This window comes from Paenibacillus sp. N22P23, assembly GCF_059383735.1.
In genome coordinates, this window is record NZ_JBXENT010000002.1 from 243,964 (window position 1) to 263,909 (window position 19,946).

Sequence of the window (19,946 nt, forward strand, 5' to 3'; positions counted from 1 at the left end):
TGCTCCTTTCAATGTGCAAGCCTTGTTCATCGACTTCTTACAAACAACCGTCAAGGCTCGCGTGAAATGACCAGATAGTCATCGTCATAATCGTCTGTATGCCATTGCAGCGTCCCGCCGAGCGCCTTCACGAAATCCCGTGCCGGTACATAAGTGACACCATTAATGACCGTTGGCGGGAAGCTCCACGTCACGTTCTTTCCGTTTATTACAGCACTGCTGCTGCCCGTTCTCATCCCGACAGTCGTGCCAGTCGCATCATCGTATACGACTAGTGTGCCTGCTTCCTTCCGAATACTTGCATGGAATCCATCAACGGTTCGGCGAAGTGGAATCAGCGTTATGCCGGCAGGCGTAATAATCGGCGGATTTGCACTGTACGTCGCATACATCGTGATCTCTTGTTTGCTAATGTGCCCTTGCTCCCGCAGCAGGCCGTATAGGACGGAATCCGGCTCGAGCGTGCGCAGCACTTCGTATCCTTCCATCTCCATCAACTGCTCACCATCAATCGAAAGTCGAGGGGCTACAGGCTTATCCGGCGTAACGCTGCCGTTCACATTCCAGCGGTCTGACGTCACTTTAAGCCATATACCTTCAAATGGCGCGGAATCTTCCAACTCCTCTATATTACCCGCAGAAAGCATTTCTTCACCATCAACTTCTTCCTCGACAGCTCCGGCTGCCTGATCTGCCTGATCTGCCTTATCAGCTGCTGCTGACGCTAATGCTTCAAGATTCGGTTTAATGGATGCCTCGATCACCGACTTGCGTATATCGAGCTTACTGTCAATAAACAGATCGCCTTTCACATACGTGTCTTTGGTAAATATAGAATCGAGCTGCTCTTGCTCTTTCAGCTCGGTCTGAGCGATTTCATCCTTCAGCTCGGTGAGCATTTCCACCACTTCGTCAATCGCTTCCTCCACGCTTTGCCCCTCGACCTCTTCTTCAGGCAGCGATCCGAAAATACTCTCGGCCCCGGTCGATTGCAGTGCATCGCTTTGCGTTTGAACCAGCTCCAGCAATTCGGTTAGCATCGCTTTCAGCCCTTCCTTATCGCTAAGGAGCGCATCCACATACGATTTCGCCCAATCCCATAGCTCTCTGCCTGCCAGCTCCGCATGAATCTTCATGCCATTCACGCTCTCGCCAGCTATTTGCTCTTGTCCAACGTTCACTGACAAATGCTTCGGATTCGGCAAATTATGAATCGCGTAGTCGCCTGCGACATCCATCATCTGTTTGACGGTCTCCGTCAACTTAGCTTCTGTCGCATCGTTCAGCCCGAGGTCGCCTTCTTCCTCCGAACCAGCCAGACTAGCCATATGTAACACGATCGGATGTTTCGCCCCGTCAAGATCAATGACTGTGAGCTTGTCATCCATTTGAGCGTTAAACGCAATGGATTTCTCGCCAAGCGACAGCTTTCCTGTAACGGACATGGCGCCAGCCTGCGCGAGCTTCACATGATCAATCTGCAGCTTGACCGAAGAAATCAAATCGAGCAATGCCTTCTCCTCGTCGGCAGCATCCTCCAATGCGTTTTCCTTCAACAGCAGCTTGAATTCCACCGTCTGACTGCCTTCATAGGAGGTAACCTTTAGCGACTGTTTCAGCATGGCATTGAAATCCACGCCGCCGAGCGCCTGACATCCGGCCATAATTAATACTAGAAGCGATAATAGCAGTAAGCCTGAATTTCTCCACAACCTAGACCCCTTTTTCAACAAAAAAACTCCTCTCCACGGTAAAAAAGACTAAAGTCAATTTTACCATGAAGAGGAAGTTGTGGGAATAACAATCCATTATCTACGAGCGAGACGCAACTCGCATCAGCGGGTTTAGCAGCTTGCGCAGCGGACCTGGGAACTGGCGGACATCTTCGGACTTCACGACACGAAGCAGCACTAGCAGCGCAATATAAAGTCCGAACGAAATGCCTCCTGCAGCGATACAGGATATCGCGAAGGTCACTTTAGCCGGGATGCCCTCGATATAGTGTCTGCACACATAATCGACGAGCCAGCCTGCTCCTGACGCCACTAAGATCGTAACCGCGTAGCCGGCCCAGCGCCGCCCGAGGATAGAGAGCGTAATTTCCTTGCGGATCGCGCGGAAATTAAGCGATGCGATCGTCATAAAGCAAATCGTGGATGACAGAATTAAACCGTAAACGCCCATGAATGGCGCTAGAGCCAGGCTCGTCACTACCTTCACGACGATACCGATCAAGGCATGACGCATCGGTATGTGCGGCTTGTTCATGCTCGTCAGTACGGTATTGCTCGTCATCATTGTAATTTGGAAAATCGTTCCGGCCGTCAATGCAGCAACAGCCAAACTACCGCCTGTATTAGCGAAGAGCAAGCCGTTTATCGACGTAGCAGCAATTGTCATAATGAGCGCAACCGGTACGCCAGTAAAGACAACTATGCGCATCACGAGCGATGCTTGACGCTCCACCTCTGGCATATTACGCACTGAATAAGCGGCGGATATAACCGGAATCATGGATTGACTGAGCGCAATCGCCAGAATCGGCGGAATGCCTGCCAGCGCCTGCGCCTTTAACCCAAGCCAGTCCAGCGTTTGACGTGCATCAGCGACATTGTAATATCCGTGCGTCAGCTTCATGAACAACGAAGTGTCAAAGAAATAAATGAATTGCACGGTCATCGATGTAATGACGATCGGCACTGATATTCTAAACATTTCTTTATAAATCGTCTTAAATGAAAGCGGTGCACGTCCCGACTGAGCAGTCGATTTCGTCTCCACCACAGGAGTTTTTGCTTTCTCAAGCGCATCGTGTCTCCGCAGTTTCCTCGCGTAATACAACATAACGCAGAAAGCACCCAGACTGCCAAACACACTGCCGAATGTTGCTGCAGCCGCAATCCAGCTCTGTCCCCAGCCCCAAGCCAGTACGATATAGGCAAGTCCTACAGCGGTAATAACACGGAGGATTTGCTCAATGATTTGAGAGATGCCTCCAGCTGCCATAAGCTGACGACCTTGGAAGTAACCTCTCATCATCGCAATGATCGGGAAGAACAGAAGCGCAGGCGCAATGGCTCGAACAGCCAAATCTGCACCAGGGTTCTCGGCGATATGCGTCGCATAGAACGGAGCAAATACGAGCAGCAGCACCGTGATCAATACGCCGGTGATCGAACCGAATAAGAGCGCCGCCTTGTAAATTCGCTTCGCCTCATCAGGACGGCCCTGCGCGTAACGCTCAGAGACCATTTTGCTGATTGCGCTTGGGATGCCTCCGGTCGCTACAATAAGAAGCATCAAATAAATATTATTAGCGACGGTAAAGTAACCGCCGCCGTGACTGTCTGTCATATAATCCAGCGGGATGCGCTGGAAGATCCCGAGAAACCGGGCGACCAGCGCTGCCGCTGCGAGTATGATAGTCCCTTTAATTAAAGAATCTTTTTTAACCATTGGATCTCCTGACCACAAACATTATTTCGCTTTGATTACTTCAAGCGGTTGATGGTGACCGCGAACCGGCACTGCCGCATTCGATGGAGCTGCCCAGCGGATACCGTTCTTAATGACTTGAAGGATCGTTTCGTTGTAGTAAGTTGGGTAAGTTTCGTGACCCGGACGGAAGTAGAACACTTTACCTTGACCGCGGTGCCAAGTGCAACCGCTGCGGAAGACTTCGCCGCCTTCGAACCAGCTGACGAATACCAGATCATCCGGCTGCGGAATGTCGAAGTGCTCGCCGTACATTTCTTCACGTTCCATTTCGAAATGCTCCGGAATGCCTGCAGCGATCGGATGAGCCGGATTAACTGTCCAGATCCGCTCTTTCTCATCAGCTTCGCGCCATTTCAGGTCGCAGCCTGTGCCCATGAGTTTCTTGAAGATTTTGGAGAAGTGACCGGAGTGAAGCACGATCAGACCCATGCCGTTCATTACGCGTTTATGTACACGCTCAACGATCTCGTCTTCCACTTTATCGTGAGCCATATGGCCCCACCAGATTAGAACGTCCGTATTCGCAAGCACGTCTTCAGTCAATCCGTGTTCAGGCTGTTCCAAAGTAGCTGTTGCCACTTCAAAGCCGTCCGTACCGATACCTGCTTTAATGGCGGTATGAATGCCATCCGGATAAACCTTAATAACGGCCTCATTGGATTTCTCATGCATAAACTCGTTCCATACTGTAACTTTAATCAACTTCGTCTGCCTCCTCAAATTAGATCCATAGAATAAAAATAATAATCATAGCCGCTTGCATGATGAATTTGGCGACCATACTGGAAAACAATCCAACTACCGCACCGAGTCCGGCTTTGAGGGCCTTGTCCACTTTCGCGCCGGTAAACAGCTCGCCTATCACTGCTCCAAGCAGCGGTCCAAGAATTATCCCGAAGGCAGGGATCACGAATGGACCGACAATCAGTCCGATCGTACTGCCGATAACCGAGGCTCTAGAGCCTCCATACTTCTTGACGCCCCACGCACTGACGGCATAATCCGCGATGAACAGTGCAATGACAATGAGGGACTGGATCGTCCAGAACCAGAAACCAAACGGAGAGAACGAGATAAAGAAGCCATAAACGAAGAATGCCGCGTAGATCGCAAGCGCACCCGGCAGAATCGGATAAATGGCTCCAGCCATACCAATCACAAACAAGATGATGACTAAGATCCAACCGGCTATCTCCATGCTGTACTCATCCTCTCAGCACATAATCCCGAATCACTTGCGCAACCGCATCCTCATTATGATGCACCGTTACGACATCCGCCGCGGCCTTCACTTCATCCTGCGCATTGCCCATCGCAACGCCTAAACCAACCTCGCGAATCATCGCGATGTCGTTTAAGCTGTCGCCCATTGCGGCGACTTGCGACATGTCAATGCCAAGCAAGGTACACAGTTCACGAATGGCAGAAGCCTTCGAAACACCTTCGGGATTCATCTCCAGATTCCACGGCGAGGAGTTCGTAATCTCGAGCCCGCCCCAGCTTGAGGTTTCTCTCAGAATAGCTTCACGCGTTGCCAAGTCCTCGGTGTGATAACCGAACTTCAGCCAGTGATGATTCTCGTAATCGTCAGCAGGCTCGATCCATTGTTCCTTGTTGTAGATGCCCATCGTGGAATAGGCCCAATACCAGCATTCCGGATACGCCAGTGCCACCTGGTGAAGCCGCTTCAAGGTGGATGCCGACATCAGCGTACGCTTATGAAGCACATGCGGACGCTTCCAAATTTCTCCACCGTTTACCGTAATCATCGGTGTATCCAGCTTCAACTGCTCTGCATAAGGCAATGCGCTCGGAAAACCTCGTCCGGTTGCAAAACAAACGGTCACGCCGGCATCCAGCGCTTTGTGAATCCACTTCGCATTCTCACTGCTAATCTCTTGTCGGTCATTGAGCAGTGTTCCATCCATATCGAGTGCGACTAGCTTGATTGTTCCCATGAAGCCCTCCTAATAAAGCAAACTGCAGCTGCTGCAAGCGATCAATGTACCAATATTAGCACATTCTGAACAGAATCCAAACCTCATCTTGCTGTTATACCCCTAGAAGTGTACCGGTTAGAAATAAAATAGCATACAGCAGGCGGCGAATGGCGGCGTGCTTCTTGGAACGGCGCATATGGATCCCCCCTTACGGTATTGGATGGCATCCTTTCCTATTTTATCTTATGCAAAACTGTTTCTCTGGTGCAACTTTCAGCCCTTACAGCCCACATAAAAAGGTTGCCCCAGAAGCCAATTTGACTTCGGGACAACCTCATTTCTTCTAAGAGAACTTTCAACACTATTGCGTCGTGGCAGCATTACCGGTTCCCGTCGTACCGCCGGTAGTCGTACCTGCCGGAGTGCCCGTAGTACCCGTCGTCGGTGCCTTCGCCGGCACCTTTGGCTTCTTCGGCACGCCGTTCAAGCCGATCGCATCGTCGTACGCGTCGAGAATCTTACGCGCGACAGGCGCGGCCCCATAGGAGCCAAAGCCCCCTTCCGGGATAACAACGGCTACTGCAATAACAGGGTCTTCCGCCGGTGCAGATGCGATAAATACGGAGTTCTCAACGGTTGCTCCGCTTACTTGCTGCTGTGAAGTTCCTGTTTTCCGAAGTACCTTGTAGGGTGCGTTGTTGAATTCCGTTACGCTAACATTCAACATGCCATCCTCGATCTCATCCCAATATTTTTCTGGGAAATTAACAGTATTGAGCACTTCAGGCTGGAAGTTCTGCACAACCTTGCCGTCCGCATCGCGGATTTCCTTCACGAACTGCGGCTTCATCCGTTTGCCGTGGCTGGCAAGCGTTGCTGCATATTGCGCAAGCTGCAGCGTCGTATAACGTCCCATCTGACCGAAAGAAGCCAGAATAAGCGCGGACTGCACACTGGCAGCTTCTTTCTCATGGAAGTATCCGATAACGCCTCTGCTCTCGTTATGGAGCCCGCTTTCGGTATCCACGCCAAGGCCAAATTGTTTGACGTAGGAATCCCAGATTTCTACGCCGTTCTTCGAGTCTTTTCTGTAAAGCGCATCTCCGACCATTTTGGCCATGAAGGGGTTGGAGGATTTCGCAATGGCTCTCGCCGGATCCAGCACACCGTACACATGCCCTTTGGCATTCCCGATTCTGCGGCGGGTAGAACCTTCCCGACCGTAATAGAACGAACCGGTATCCGTATAGGTTTGAGTCGTCGTAAACAGCTTCTCGTTCAGCCCAATCAGGATAGACAACGGCTTCTGCGTTGATCCAAGGAAAACAACGGAAGACGGATGCTTGCGCTGCTCCTTCGGATCACTATAAGGACCGATTACCGAACTGATCGTACCGTTCTGCAGCACGTACTGGATGGTATTATAATCATCCTTGCTGATGGTGCCGCCTTCCCAGATGTTCGGGTCGTAGTCCGGCATACTCGCCATCGCAATGATTTTACCGGTTTTGACTTCCATGGCTACCGCGTAACCGGTCTTTGCATTTTTCTCATAGCGATCCGGATCTGAAGTCGTCTGCAGAAAATGCAGCTGATCCATGATCGCTTGCTCCGTTACTTCCTGAACATGGCGATTTATCGTCAGATAGACGTTGTCGCCTTTCTCCGGCTTCGTAATGACCGGCGGACCAATAACTCGGCTTGCAGCGTTTACCGGATATGTCTTCAATCCGTTCTTGCCCCGCAGCACATCTTGGAACATATACTCCAATCCGTCGTAGCCGACATCCTCTTGCTGCAAATATTTCAGCCGCGGATCATCGGTTTTGGCGCGGTCCTTGTATAGATTGTTTTCTGCGCCGCCGCCGAATTTCTTCAAGTAGCCGACCAGTTGGACGGCAAATTTGCTCGTATCGTAGTGGCGAATACTTTCCTCAACGATATCGATTCCCTTGTACAGATCGCGGTTTTCCATGAAGAAGGCGATTTCCTGAGGAGTCAGTCCGCTCTTTATGCGCCTTGGAACGGTTACCGTGTTCTTCCTATAATCAAGATCCATGTTTTTAATAATTTGTTCAAGCGTCACCTGGGTCTTGGGATTCCCGTATTTTTGAAACACTTCAAACAACTTTTGGGCCATTGCGAGGGAATCGGCCTTTTTCGTTCCTGGCTCAATGCTGTAATGGAGCGATTGCGTTGAAGTCGAATAAGCAATCGGCGCACCGCCTGAGTCATAAATATTGCCGCGAATCGGCGGGATAAGCACATCCTTCGAGCCCCTCTTCTCTTCTTCCTCACGCAGAGACGGCCCTTCAACAAACTGCAAAATAGCTAACCGGACAATAAGAACACTGAACACAAAAAACGTAGCAAAAAAGAATAAGTTCAACCGGAACGAAAAATTTCGCCGGTTTACAATCTCCCGCTTCTGCGGATCATCCTGCACCACTTTAAATCTCCTTTCTACACGGTCAAGTTTCCCTTATATGCGTGCTTGAGAACCCAGCCGGGTTAAACCAATCGCCTGAGGAGGCCCATGTTGCGTCAAGCGGAATCCAAGCACCGCTGTTTGCCAGACGTACCTCATTCCAAGCATGCGGTCCATAACTGCCGTTGCCTGTTGCGCCGAGTCCTGTAACAACCCGCACATCAAGCCCGACTGAACGCGCCATCACTGCATATAATCTAGCCACATCTATACAGACGCCTTTTCGGGTATCAAAAGTTTCAGTTGGCGTTTGTTCTTTCCAAACACCGCGCTCTACATAATTATTAGCTTTATCCCAGTCATATGCAATACGCGAGCCGATCCAATCATAGAGAGCCCGCGCCTTCGCCTCGTCATCATCCGAGTGTTTCGTCACTTCTGCCGCCGCAGCCTCAATGTTGGCTGGTACCGCTGCATCAATAACCTCATATTTGCGCTGAAGCACACGTCGAAACTCCGCCTGAACGGCATCGGTAATAACCGGACCACGCTTCAATACGTCACCGGCAACCGGGTCCAGCAGCTCCGCGGCCGTCTTGGCGTAAATCGCAGATGCCCGTATGGCGTCTGCTCCAAGCGCATGCGGAGCAAGCGTGACATACACAAACAAAACGGCAATGACAAGAAAGGCTCGTCCGCCGCCAAGCAGCGCGCCGATCAATGCCCCGGTAGTCCTGCTCGCTGTTCCAGAGAGCTTGCCGTAAGCGGAAGGCCGATTCCGCGGCATACGATCCGCAGGATTCGATGGCTGCATCCATGCATCATAGAGCATGTAGCACAGCGGCTCTAGCAGTCGAAGCAAGTATCGAACAAGCGAATAAAGCACCAGAAACAACACCCCGAACCGAAGCAGCTCAAAGTCGCGCAGGCTGGTCACAACCGTGTACCATAACTCTTTCACCGCACTGAGCTCTTCCTGCGGCACGATGATGTGCCTGGCTTCCAGCCAATCGCGGATTACCGGCGATAGCCGCGAAGCGCCTCTTCCGGCCAGCACAAGTGCAATCACGACCGAAACTGCCTGCCAAATAAAAAAGAAAAGGTGCTTCGCGGATCCCGACGCACCTCTTCTCATGCCTTGAATGAATGAGCCAAGCAGGATAATCAGCACCATGAGCGCAACCGGTTCCGGTTTCAATAAGGGAGCAACCCAAGCATTCATGATGAAGCCTCCTTCCATCGCCTAAACGTAATCAGGCTTGTCCTTAAAGTTGCCTTCGACCAGACTAGACGTTCTTCTTTGCTTGATCAATTAAGGATTGAATTGTCGCATCAATCTTCCAAGTGCCGAGCGGCGTACCGCGGAAGGTCACTTTCACTTCTTTCTCGCCCGGTGTGCCGTCCAGCTCTAAGTTCTTCGTCTTCACTGTAAACGTGCCGTCGCTGTTCGTTGTAAATGTAGCATCCTGCGCTTCGCCGGCCATCGCTGAAATCGCCTCTTGCTTCACGCTGTCCGCTACCTTCGTACCCAGCTCGGATCCGAGATTCTTCAATTCTTCAAGCGAATGTCCGCTATAAAATACGACGCCGGCAAGAATAGCCACGACGATAAGCCATTTCACGACCGTCTTTACAATACGAACGACGATGAACAGCACAACCAGCGCTATAACCAGAAACAGCCATTTGTCCTTGAAGAATTGTACATACGTGTCCAAATCATAGTTAAAATCCACGCCCATCGATTGGTCTCCTCCATTATACCCGCCAAAAAGTCTACATACAAAACATTATAACCCATGACCCTACGAGCGTAAACCAAGCAGGCATCACGAGACATATCACAGCCCGGCCAAGCGTACAAGTAGTAACATACTGTCCACTGCGATATCGATTCGCGCTTATGTATAACCGAAGGGGGATTCCCGTGAAAACTGCGATTTGGCTGTATTTGTTTCTGTTTGTGGCATTCTTTGATTTACATGCCCAGTATCCCATTCTGACTCCATTTGCCGTGTCGATCGGCGCTGCGCCGTCTTTTATCGGACTCATGATGGGACTCTACTCCATCACCCATCTGCCGGGCAATCTCATTGCCGGCTACGGGGTCGACCGTTTCGGCAGCCGATTATTCATCGTCTTCAGCCTTGCTGCGGCCGGCGGCATCCTGCTTCTGCAAGCATTGGTAACGAACCCTTGGCAGCTGCTTGTGCTCCGTTCGATAAGCGGTTTCGTACTTGCCTTTCTGTCCCCGGCCTGTATGGCGCTGCTCGCGCGCATTGCTACAAGCCAAATTCGGCAGCGAAAGCTTATGGCCGGCAATGGCCTCGTTCACACCATCGCCTCCGTTATCTCACCTGCGGTCGGCGCTTATCTCGTTGCGCAGATTGGCTTCACGACTGCTTTCACCGTACTCGGCTGGATTCTTATCGGAACGGCAGCTTGTGCGATGTTCTTTATCCGCGAATTAGCGCCTCTGAAGGCCACTGCGCCGGAGTCCAACGCGCTGGCGGCGCAAGCAAATGCAGAAGCAATTGGCATGCGGGGAGGTACAGATGAGCAGCCGCCACCGATCCCATGGCTGATCTTCGTACTGCCCATTGCGATGAGCTGCGCTCAAGGCATCCTTTCCTTCGAACTGCCGCTCATGTCGACCACAAAGGAAGGGATGATGACAACTGGGCTCTTGTTCTCCGTTGTCAGCCTCGGTGCTTTGTTTACGCTTAGTATGTTGTTTCTCAACAAGCTCTCGCCGTTTCTCCGCTCGCTCTGGGGAGCCTTCATGCTGGCGCTCACGTATTTCGCTATTGCAGCCGGTGTCCCGCTCCCGTTCATGGTCCTGCTGCTATTCGTCGGCATGGCCAAAGGTGTAATCTTCCCGGCCCTCTCCTCGCTCCTCATCGAACGAAGCGGCGGTACGAGGTATGGCCGCATGTTCTCGATCTTATCTATCGCCTTCTCCATTGGAGCATTCATGGGCCCGATGCTTGCCGGGCAGTTGCGCGAGTTTATCTCGCCTTACTATATTGCTTTCCTGAGCCTCATGATCGCCGTTTGCGTGCTCCCCTTCTATGCATCACCTACAAAAGCGGGTGGATCAAGCTCCAGCGCCCATTTTTCAGGAACTGGGTAATTGCACAGGGCTGTTATCACTCAGGGGCATACATTACAGTGTGGCAAGAGGCTAGAATGCTTACTCAGTGAAGCAGAGCCCCAAACGCCCTGATAGACATCATGCGAAAGAGGGGTGACATTCACAATGTCTCAATTCGTAGATGCTGAACGCGGAGGACATGGCCATCATGGCGCATTTACCTCGGCTGGTTCCATCCTGGTGCTTTTCATCCTGCTCGTCATTGTAATTTGCGGCTGTGGCGGCTGGTACTAATCCACACCCCCAGATCACGGACATAACGGCTTGCCTAGCGGCAAGCCGTTTTTCGTTTTTCATCTTTGCGTAGAATATAATAAAATGGCGGAAGAGGTGAGGACTGCGATGGATGATATCGCCATCATTGTAGAGGGCAAGAACGACAGAAGCCGGCTGCGCCGGGTGCTTGCGGAAGAGACGCCGATTTTCTGCACGATGGGCACGCCGGGTGTCAATCAAATCGAGAAGCTTCGCAGACAGGTCGGCGACCGTCATGCGTACATTTTCACCGATAATGATGCCTCCGGCAGACGAATCAGAGGCATGCTGCGGGATGCGTTCCCAAATGCCGACCATATCCATACCCGGCGCGGGTTTCCCGGCGTGGAGAAAACACCGGAGGAATACTTAATTGAGCAATTAGAAAAAGCGGGCCTCCAGGAATACATCGTGTATCCTGCTCAAGGCACCGCCATTTGGAGTAAAGAAGATGGGTTCTAATGAATCAAATCATAGCGAGAAGCTAAACGTTCAGTACGAAGATCACTAGCGTTACGGTTACGATACTAAGGACGGTTGAAGCCAGAACAGCCTGTGAAGCAAATTCCTGCTCGTTGTCGAACTCCACTGCGAGCAGAACGCTTGAGAGCGATGTCGGAACACTTGAGGAGACGATGAGCGCCTTTGCCATCAGCCCCTCAAGTCCAAGCATCCATACAACAACAAACGCCAGCACCGGCCCCAGCAAAAGGCGCATGCTGCAGGAAATGAGTACTTCCTTCACCATAAAGCTGTGAATGGAAAACTTCATGCTCCCCAGTTGTACGCCAAGCGTAACAAGCGCCGTACCGATAAATGCGTTAGCCGAATAGTCAAGCGGTACGGCTAAAGCATGTGGGATAGGCACATGGAAACCTCTCATCAGAAACCCGAGCGGGATCGCATAGATAACCGGTTGTTTGAGGATCGTCCGCACAATCTCCCTGCCGCTGATTCGATGCGCATTGACGCTGTAGATACCGTAGGTGTTCGGCAGGAGCGCCTGCAGCATCATGATCAGCACTTGAATCGATAACGTGAACGGATTCGAGGCGAATACAAGCTCATTGAGCGGGATGCCGTAGTTGGCACTGTTATAGAACAGCACGCTGTTACGCATCGCCCCGCGCCTTCCCCCTGCAATTCCCCGCAGCCGAATGACCGCTTCCACACAGCCATACATAAGCCCCATAAACACAACGAAGAACAGCAGAACCGTCATCGCCGATTTCAACGTCACTTCCGTCGTATACAATAATTTAAAAATAATAGCCGGTGAAAATAAGTAAAAGTTCAGCTTGGATAATGTTTTGATGTCCAAAGAAAAAACCCGATGCAGCGTGATGCCTATAGCAATCATGACTGACAACGGGATGATGTTGTTCCATAATATCGATAAGAATATAACCATGCTACTCTTCAACCAATGCATCTATGACGTTAACAATCTTCTCCGGACTTTGCGTCTCGTCAATCGAGCCTGTTAAATATTTGCGAACGACGCCTTTCCGGTCAACGAACGTGATCGTGTCCGTATGCGTAAATAGGTTTGTTGCCTCATCTTTGAGAAGTCCAAGTCCAAAGTCCTTCATCAGCTGCTTCGTCTGTTCCTCATTGTCTTCACGGAGGAACTTCCAACCGCTCATATCGATGTCAAACTTCCCTGCGAATTTCCGCATCGCTTCTGCCGTATCTCGTTTCGGATCGAAGGTGATCGACATGAATTCCACGTCTTTGCCGAAGGTTCCGCTCTCCTTCAGCTTGTCCTGCACCTGTGTCATCAGATAAGTCGTTGGCGGGCAGATGTCCGGACAATTGGCATAGAAGAAATAAATGACACGCACTTTACCATCTGAATCGTCAAGCGTTACTTGCTTCCCGTCCAAATCCGTCAGTTGAAAGTTTGGCGCCTTCAAATTCTGATCCAAATTCGGTTTCGCTTCCTTCGTTGACGAGAGGTATAAGTAAATCCCCATGACCAAACATAGCGCCAGTACAGCTATCGTAAATCCGTATTTGCGTAAAATAGGCATGAACGCCCTCCTAACCAATGCCGTTCGTATCGACGATCATGACTAGAAATACGATCATCAAATAGTTAATGGAAATAATGAAATTCATTTTAGCCCACTTGTTGTCATCCTGCGCCTTTAGTCCGATCAAGGTATGAATCAGCCAAAACACGCCGCCGACAAGCGATATAATGAGAAACGCGTAACCAACATAGCCATAAGTGAAGAACAAAATTCCGGTTGGAATCAACAGCAGAATGTACGGGTTCATTTGCAGCTTCGTGCGCTGAACGCCTTTGACGACCGGCAGTAAAGGAAACCCTGCCGCACGATATTCTTCCACCCGTCTAATCGCAAGCGACCAGAAATGAGCAGGCTGCCACAGAAACAGCAGTGCGAACAACAGCCATGCACCTGCATCAACCTCACCGGTTACAGCGCAGTATCCGATGACCGGAGGCATTGCACCTGACACGCCGCCAATGGACGTGCTCCAGGTAGAAGTGCGCTTCAGCCACATGGTGTAAATGACTACGTACACGAAAAACCCAAGCAATCCAAGCCAGCCGCTCAGCGCATTCACCAAGGTAAACAGCACTGTAACGCCTGCAACTCCAAGTACGATGCCATACACCAGTACGTTGGTTGGACTCAGTCGATTTGTCGGAAGCGCGCGATTCTTCGTGCGTTCCATCTTCTTATCCAGCTCTCGGTCCCAGTAATTATTAATGACACATGCCGATGCCATCGTGAGTACCGATCCAATCAGCATGTAGAGCAGCAGCAACCAATCAATATCCCATTTGGAAGCGACCCAAAAACCGCCAAACCCCGCGAAAGCATTTAATCGTACCAGGTTCGGTTTTGTCAGGGCCACATATTCTTTAAACACAGCCAGTCTCCCCGCTTCCAATGCCTATGAGCAACAAAATTAACCCATCTTTTTTGTTTTAAAATCGTTCTTTATCATACCGAAAAAACAAGCTGTTGACAATGTTCGCGGTTCTTGTTCATGAATTTGACACCTTATGGAACCATTTTGCCCATTTCTCAATACACTATCAATGTGGTTAATGGCCCATGTGATCGAAAGGAAGTGGAATCCAAGCGATATGGCAGTTATCAAGTCCAACTCCGAAGAAGTCAAACTGCTGGCAAGGCTCCTCCGCGCTGAAGCTGAAGGCGAGGGTAACCAGGGCATGTTGATGGTAGGAAACGTTGGCGTCAACCGTGTGCGCGGAAACTGTATCGACTTCAAAAACATTCGCACCATTCAACAGATGGTATTCCAAAGCCCCGGAGGATTCGAAGCAACACAGAAAGGCTATTTCTATCAAGCTGCAAGGGACAATGAGATTGCGCTGGCCAAACGCGTCATAAACGGCGAACGTTTGTGGCCTTCAACGAACTCATTATGGTACTTCCGTCCCGCCGGCAGCTGCCCTCCAACCTGGTGGGATCAGAAGCTCATCGGTAAATTCAAGGCACATTGCTTCTATTCTCCGAAAGCGAGCGAGTGCCCAGCGGTTTATTAATGAGCCCTTTAAAGTTGATAACGCGAAAGTGAGGAATTAATTCTTATGTCAAACGGTTATGGGTACAACACAGCGGTTAGTCCAGCAAGTACGGGAGGGTTTCCGGGGGGCTATGGCGGCTACGGCTACTACCAGCATCCGACACCGACACCACTACCGGCACCGGTGCCAACACCTTTCGTAGCAGGTGCATCTATGGCTCCGCCTAGCGTACCGAGTGGTGCATTCGTTACACCGGCAGGCGGAAATGTAGTGACCATTCCGGCTACTGAAGAGTCTTACGTAGAGAATATTCTGCGACTGAACCGCGGTAAAATGGCTACCTTCTATATGACGTACGAGAACAACCGGGAATGGAACGCCAAAGTATTCCGCGGTATCATCGAAGCCGCTGGACGCGATCATATCATCATTAGCGATCCGTCGACAGGAATGCGTTACTTACTGCTTACGCTTAATCTCGATTACGTTACATTCGATGGCCCGATCAACTACGAATATACGTTTAACGGCCAGACCATTACGAATACGACGCCTGTGAGTTCGGCGCCGACTGGCCGCTAATTGGCTTAAACGTCCATGCATGGACTTTTGGGCTGCCGCCTGGCACCCACTGTGACATCGCATGCCAAGAAGAACGCTCCCCGCAGCGTTCTTTTTTGATGTCCAGCGCTTCCTGCTCGCTCTGCGCTTCCCACACCTCAACGAACAGCAGCGGCTGATCGGTGCCTTCGTACAGCTTGAACGCTTCACCATTGCCGGGCTTGTCCACTATCCAGCTTCGGTACACGGCTTCATACTCAGGTGCAATATGATACTCCACAAAACAGATATACATGTACCTTCATCCTTTCGACAACAAAGTAAGCTTCATGAAGCCAAATCCGGCATTAACAAATATTTAGTTATAATCGCCCACGATTCAGAAAATACTTAAGCGTACATATAGAAGTATACACAAAATGAGCATTTCCACACCAAGGCTTATGCTTACACGAGGAGGTTCCCGTTATGGATAGCGGAACGCATTTGGTCATGGGACTAGGAATCGCGGGGCTCGCCTCAGTCGATCCGGTCGTCGCCTCTGACCAAACGCTCTATGCCGCCGTTCTGATCGGCTCAGTGCTTGGATCACAAGCTCCCGATCTCGACGGATTGCTGCGTTTCAAGAGCAATGCGGCTTATATTCGAAATCATCGCGGCGCATCGCATTCCCTGCCGGCCATTGGCATTTGGACCGCGCTAATCACACTGCTGCTCCAATCGATATATCGCTTTCAGCTTCCGTGGCTCCATATCGGCGGCTGGATATTGCTCGCGGTCGTCGTCCATGTATTCGTCGACTTGTTCAATACGTATGGTACGCAGGCGATGCGGCCGTTCAATCAGAAATGGATTTCCTGGAACATTATCCATATTTTCGACCCGATTATCTTCGTGGCTCATCTCATTGCGATTGTGATGTGGGGACTTAAAATCGGTAATCCGCAAATTGTGTTCCCGCTGCTCTACGCTTTCTTAATTGTATATTATTGCTGGCGAACAACAGCCCATCACGCACTGCAGAAGCAGCTCGTTCGCATCGATACCGTGCATGAAGCCGGAGACCGCTATATCCTAATTCCAACCATCTCCTTATATGATTGGAATGTCGTGAAACGCCGCGCCGACGACTCCTTCCTAATCGGTGACTATCGACATGGCAAGCTGCGCTGGATGGACCGCGCCAAATGTTCAGACCATCCTGCAGTTGAGAAGTCTAAGAACGACCATTCCATTCGTGCCTTTCTCTACTTCACCTCTTTCGCCTGTGCCGAAGTGCAGGAGCATCCTTGGGGCTACGAGGTTCGCTGGTCGGATGTACGCTATCGTCATCGTAAGCAATATCCTTTTGTAGGGGTGCTGCTGATGGATACCGAATTTAAAACATTAGGTTCATATGTCGGTTGGTTAAGCGAGGATCGGCTGCAGAAGCGGCTGAGAATGAATACGTATTGACTTAGAGAAGCCTCTTCTTGCACAATAGAAGAGGCTTTTCGCTTGTTTAGGAAGCGCAATCGAAAGAAACAATACGGTTAAACACAAAAAAGCAGAAGCTCAAGGCTGCCCTTGAGCTTCTGACTGTTACTTCGGTAATTATTTTGTTACTTTAGCAGCGCTCTAACGGTAGTTGGATTGACCCGATAGTTGCTGTTCCGCAATTTGGACGAGTTTACGAGTGATGTATCCGCCCAATGATCCTGCGTCTCGAGTTGAGACGTTGCCATAGTATCCATCTGAAGGAATTTGAATACCCAACTCTTGCGCTGCCTCAAACTTCATTTGTTGAAGTGCTGCGGTTGCTTGCGGTACGACCAGCGTATTGCTGCTACGAGATTGTTGTCCTGCCATGTGGAAATTCTCCTTTCATCTCTTACGATGGTGTGTTGCAAACTTATTATGATTCGTTTGCGAGAAGAATATGCTAAAGTTTAAAAACAATTTTATAAGGTTAAGGAGAGTGTTCGAATGTCGAAGCCAATGGCCTTGTTTTTCGCGGTTTTGTCGGTATTGCTCATGAGTGCCACAGCTATTTCCATTAGCTATAATGGGTGGGTCGCCGTGCTGATGTTCATTTTAACCATCTGCAGTATCGGTGCCGGGTTTGTCGTTAATGCCAAAATGAAACGCCGCAAACAAGGTTAGATCCCTTGCCTGCGGCGTTTTCTTTCAAACTAGGAGGAGACTTAAGAACGAGGCAGAAGGAAGCCCATTCTCTCTTTCGCATCGCGAAGTGTCTTGTCTGCGATAACCGACACACGCTCTGCGCCTTGCTTCAGAATCTCATGAATTTCACCAGAGCTGCGGATTTCCGCGTAGCGCTGCTGCAGCGGCTCAAGTTTCGCAACAACATGTTCAGCCAGATCCTTCTTAAAGGCTCCGTAACCTTGCCCCTCATAACGAGCTTCGATTTCATCAAGCGTCAGCCCCGCACAGTGCGAGTAAATGCTCATCAGGTTGCTGACTTCCGGCTTCTCGGCCGGGTTAAACTTCACCTCGCGACCGGAATCGGTCGTTGCACGGCTGATTTTCTTGCGAATCACATCAGGCGGGTCAAGCAGCGCAATATAGCTGGCCGGGTTCGGATTGCTCTTGCTCATCTTCTTCGTGCCGTCATCAAGCGACATGATGCGTGCACCGACCTTCGGAATATACGGCTCCGGAATCGTGAACATATCGCCGTAACGCTGATTAAAACGCTGTGCCAAGTCGCGTGTCAGCTCCAGATGCTGCTTCTGATCGTCGCCAACCGGTACAAGGTCCGCATTGTACATGAGGATGTCTGCAGCCATCAGCGTCGGATAAACGAACAAACCGGCACCAACGGAATCTTTCCCTGTTGATTTGTCTTTGAACTGCGTCATTCGCTCAAGCTCGCCCATGTAGGCGAGTGTTGTAAACAACCAGCCAAGCTCTGCATGCGCAGATACATGGGATTGAACGAATACGCTCGCCTTAGCAGGATCAATACCTGCTGCGATGAACAGCGCCGCAACCGATTCCGTTTGCTCTCTTAGAGCCGCGGGCTCCTGAGGTACCGTAATCGCATGCAAGTCTACAACCATGAAATAGCATTCATGGGTTTCCTGCAGTTTAACAAAGTTTTGAATCGCACCGATGTAATTGCCGAGTGTCAATTGACCGCTTGGCTGAATGCCGGATAATACGCGTGGCATAGTCGGTTCCTCCCTTATGGTTGATGTGTGTAATCGCCAAATTTGAACGCAAAAAAAGCCCTCCGCCGCAAGGGACGAGGACCGTGGTGCCACCCTAATTTGTTTACGAACAGCGCATGATCGCAGCTGGCCTGTAAACCTCAAGCTTCCTAACGCGAAGCGAAACGAAGACGCATACGGCAGATCCACTGGGATCGCTTTCCTCATCTCTGCTCCAGGATCCATTCGGCAGTCGGACGCATGCACCGGTTCGCACCACCCACCGGCTCTCTGAAGCATCAATTCCCCGCTTACTTATTCCCATCATTGCATTTACGTGAATTATACTCCCTCCGGGTGAAATGTCAAGAGCGCTCTTAGCCTATTGGGTCACCGTAAAAATGTCGCTGTGCGGCTGTCCTGCTTGGCTCACTTCAAGCATACCTTGTAACGTAGGGAATAGCCTGGCCTATCCCTCGCCCGAAAGGAGAGCTCGAAACGCCATGCATGATTTCCAGCATATCTTCATCAGCATTATTATAGAAGCCTTCCCCTTCATCCTGCTTGGCGTCTTCTTCTCGGCTCTCCTGCAGGTGTTTGTCTCGGACGCGATGATCGTGCGAATTACACCCCGTAATCCGATCGTTGGTGTCTTATTCGGCTGCTTGCTCGGGCTGCTCCTGCCCCTTTGCGAATGCGGCATGATTCCTGTCGTGAGGCGGTTGATACGCAAAGGAATGCCTCCATATATCGGAATGGTATTTATATTCGCCGGCCCGATTATCAACCCCATCGTGTTTGCTTCTACGCTGAGCGCTTTCCGCTCGCAGCCATCCCTGGCCTACTCTCGAATTGGACTTGCATTCGTGGTGTGCACGCTGCTTGGTCTGCTCATGGTTCGTTTCATGAAGCGTAATCCGCTTAAGCTCGGCATTCACTCCTTTACTGGTGGACGCTCCAGCGAATCCGCCTTTGGTCATAACTACAACTACGGCAGCTTAAACAGCGGTTTCCGCGAACGCATTCAAGCCACCTTCAACCATGCCTCCGATGAGTTTTTTGATATCGGCAAATATTTGATTATCGGCGCCTTCCTAACGGCAGTTGTACAATCCGCAGTCGATCAGAGCGTGCTGATTTCACTCAGCGAGCATCCGGCTGCAGCGAATATCTTCATGATGGGAGCCGCATTCGCATTGTCGCTTTGCTCCACCTCGGACGCCTTCGTCGCCTCGTCGTTTCACGGTCTATTCGGCCCCGGAGCGCTTCTTGGGTTTCTGGTGTTCGGCCCGATGGTAGATGTTAAGAGCTTGGTTATGCTCTTCTCCGCTTTCCGCAGCAAAGTCATTATCGCAATCAGCTTGTACTTGGCTGCAGCCGTATGGCTCTTGTCCATCGTGACTGAGAAACTGATATTCAGACAATAAGG

General features: G+C 50.7%; 22 protein-coding genes and 1 other annotated feature. Of the genes, 8 read left to right on the forward strand and 14 right to left on the reverse strand.

Annotated features, from left to right (window positions below):
• Positions 1–50: 50 nt before the first annotated feature.
• From AC506A_RS11885 to AC506A_RS11920, 8 genes are all read right to left on the reverse strand, one after another.
• Positions 51–1,712 carry a copper amine oxidase N-terminal domain-containing protein gene (locus AC506A_RS11885; protein WP_495461212.1) on the reverse strand — a complete coding sequence of 554 codons (1,662 nt, stop codon included), beginning with the start codon at positions 1,710–1,712 and terminating at the stop codon, positions 51–53.
• 100 nt (positions 1,713–1,812) lie between these two features.
• Positions 1,813–3,456 carry a putative polysaccharide biosynthesis protein gene (locus tag AC506A_RS11890; protein WP_495461213.1) on the reverse strand — a complete coding sequence of 548 codons (1,644 nt, stop codon included), beginning with the start codon at positions 3,454–3,456 and terminating at the stop codon, positions 1,813–1,815.
• Positions 3,457–3,477: 21 nt separating this feature from the next.
• Positions 3,478–4,200, reverse strand: a complete 723-nt coding sequence (locus AC506A_RS11895) for a ThuA domain-containing protein (protein ID WP_495461214.1) — start codon at positions 4,198–4,200, stop codon at positions 3,478–3,480.
• 19 nt (positions 4,201–4,219) lie between these two features.
• On the reverse strand, positions 4,220–4,696 hold the full coding sequence (locus tag AC506A_RS11900) for a DUF456 domain-containing protein (RefSeq protein ID WP_495461215.1): 477 nt from the start codon (positions 4,694–4,696) through the stop codon (positions 4,220–4,222).
• A gap of 7 nt (positions 4,697–4,703) precedes the next feature.
• Complete coding sequence (locus AC506A_RS11905; RefSeq protein ID WP_495461216.1) at positions 4,704–5,456, reverse strand: Cof-type HAD-IIB family hydrolase; 753 nt, start codon at positions 5,454–5,456, stop codon at positions 4,704–4,706.
• A gap of 343 nt (positions 5,457–5,799) precedes the next feature.
• Positions 5,800–7,884, reverse strand: coding sequence for a peptidoglycan D,D-transpeptidase FtsI family protein (locus AC506A_RS11910; RefSeq protein WP_495461217.1), 2,085 nt, complete (start codon positions 7,882–7,884; stop codon positions 5,800–5,802).
• 25 nt (positions 7,885–7,909) lie between these two features.
• The gene (locus AC506A_RS11915) at positions 7,910–9,088 is read right to left on the reverse strand and encodes a transglutaminase domain-containing protein (RefSeq protein WP_495461218.1); all 1,179 of its coding nucleotides are present in this window, start codon (positions 9,086–9,088) and stop codon (positions 7,910–7,912) included.
• Between the two features lie 64 nt (positions 9,089–9,152).
• On the reverse strand, positions 9,153–9,608 hold the full coding sequence (locus AC506A_RS11920) for a hypothetical protein (protein WP_495461219.1): 456 nt from the start codon (positions 9,606–9,608) through the stop codon (positions 9,153–9,155).
• Positions 9,609–9,793: 185 nt separating this feature from the next.
• Here AC506A_RS11920 and AC506A_RS11925 point away from each other — a divergent pair, with 185 nt between their 5' ends.
• From AC506A_RS11925 to AC506A_RS11935, 3 genes are all read left to right on the forward strand, one after another.
• Positions 9,794–10,999: an MFS transporter gene (locus AC506A_RS11925; protein WP_495461220.1), complete on the forward strand. Its 1,206-nt coding sequence runs from the start codon at positions 9,794–9,796 to the stop codon at positions 10,997–10,999.
• 126 nt (positions 11,000–11,125) lie between these two features.
• Complete coding sequence (locus tag AC506A_RS11930) at positions 11,126–11,254, forward strand: hypothetical protein (RefSeq protein ID WP_494818377.1); 129 nt, start codon at positions 11,126–11,128, stop codon at positions 11,252–11,254.
• 108 nt (positions 11,255–11,362) lie between these two features.
• On the forward strand, positions 11,363–11,737 hold the full coding sequence (locus tag AC506A_RS11935; protein ID WP_495461221.1) for a DNA primase: 375 nt from the start codon (positions 11,363–11,365) through the stop codon (positions 11,735–11,737).
• 22 nt (positions 11,738–11,759) lie between these two features.
• Here the strand turns inward: AC506A_RS11935 and AC506A_RS11940 are convergent, their stop codons facing one another.
• The 3 genes from AC506A_RS11940 to cyoE are packed head-to-tail and all read right to left on the reverse strand — an operon-like array spanning position 11,760 to position 14,179.
• Entirely contained in the window at positions 11,760–12,686 is a 927-nt protein-coding gene (locus AC506A_RS11940) for an AEC family transporter (RefSeq protein WP_495461222.1), read from the reverse strand.
• 1 nt (position 12,687) lies between these two features.
• Positions 12,688–13,308: an SCO family protein gene (locus AC506A_RS11945; RefSeq protein WP_495461223.1), complete on the reverse strand. Its 621-nt coding sequence runs from the start codon at positions 13,306–13,308 to the stop codon at positions 12,688–12,690.
• Between the two features lie 10 nt (positions 13,309–13,318).
• Positions 13,319–14,179, reverse strand: a complete 861-nt coding sequence (gene cyoE / locus AC506A_RS11950) for a heme o synthase (RefSeq protein ID WP_495461224.1) — start codon at positions 14,177–14,179, stop codon at positions 13,319–13,321.
• Between the two features lie 220 nt (positions 14,180–14,399).
• Here cyoE and AC506A_RS11955 point away from each other — a divergent pair, with 220 nt between their 5' ends.
• Complete coding sequence (locus tag AC506A_RS11955) at positions 14,400–14,822, forward strand: cell wall hydrolase (protein ID WP_495461225.1); 423 nt, start codon at positions 14,400–14,402, stop codon at positions 14,820–14,822.
• 45 nt (positions 14,823–14,867) lie between these two features.
• Positions 14,868–15,386 (forward strand): spore coat protein GerQ, encoded by a 519-nt coding sequence (gene gerQ, locus AC506A_RS11960; RefSeq protein ID WP_495461226.1) that lies wholly within the window; start codon positions 14,868–14,870, stop codon positions 15,384–15,386.
• Here the strand turns inward: gerQ and AC506A_RS11965 are convergent.
• A complete protein-coding gene (locus AC506A_RS11965; RefSeq protein ID WP_495461227.1) occupies positions 15,343–15,660 on the reverse strand; it encodes a hypothetical protein in 318 nt (105 codons plus the stop codon). The two genes, gerQ and AC506A_RS11965, sit on opposite strands and share 44 nt — an antisense overlap.
• A gap of 173 nt (positions 15,661–15,833) precedes the next feature.
• On the opposite strand from AC506A_RS11965, the gene AC506A_RS11970 reads away from it, so the two are divergent.
• On the forward strand, positions 15,834–16,820 hold the full coding sequence (locus AC506A_RS11970; protein ID WP_495461228.1) for a metal-dependent hydrolase: 987 nt from the start codon (positions 15,834–15,836) through the stop codon (positions 16,818–16,820).
• Positions 16,821–16,982: 162 nt separating this feature from the next.
• Here AC506A_RS11970 and AC506A_RS11975 read toward each other — a convergent pair whose 3' ends face one another.
• Positions 16,983–17,213: an alpha/beta-type small acid-soluble spore protein gene (locus AC506A_RS11975; protein WP_475782101.1), complete on the reverse strand. Its 231-nt coding sequence runs from the start codon at positions 17,211–17,213 to the stop codon at positions 16,983–16,985.
• A gap of 117 nt (positions 17,214–17,330) precedes the next feature.
• Between AC506A_RS11975 and AC506A_RS11980 the strand changes: the two genes are divergently transcribed.
• Positions 17,331–17,507 carry a DUF5325 family protein gene (locus AC506A_RS11980; protein WP_495461229.1) on the forward strand — a complete coding sequence of 59 codons (177 nt, stop codon included), beginning with the start codon at positions 17,331–17,333 and terminating at the stop codon, positions 17,505–17,507.
• 41 nt (positions 17,508–17,548) lie between these two features.
• Here AC506A_RS11980 and trpS read toward each other — a convergent pair whose 3' ends face one another.
• Entirely contained in the window at positions 17,549–18,538 is a 990-nt protein-coding gene (gene trpS / locus AC506A_RS11985) for a tryptophan--tRNA ligase (protein WP_495461230.1), read from the reverse strand.
• Positions 18,539–18,605: 67 nt separating this feature from the next.
• Positions 18,606–18,854 (reverse strand) — a binding site (T-box leader).
• A gap of 166 nt (positions 18,855–19,020) precedes the next feature.
• Here trpS and AC506A_RS11990 point away from each other — a divergent pair.
• Positions 19,021–19,944, forward strand: a complete 924-nt coding sequence (locus AC506A_RS11990) for a permease (RefSeq protein ID WP_495461231.1) — start codon at positions 19,021–19,023, stop codon at positions 19,942–19,944.
• Positions 19,945–19,946 lie beyond the last annotated feature (2 nt).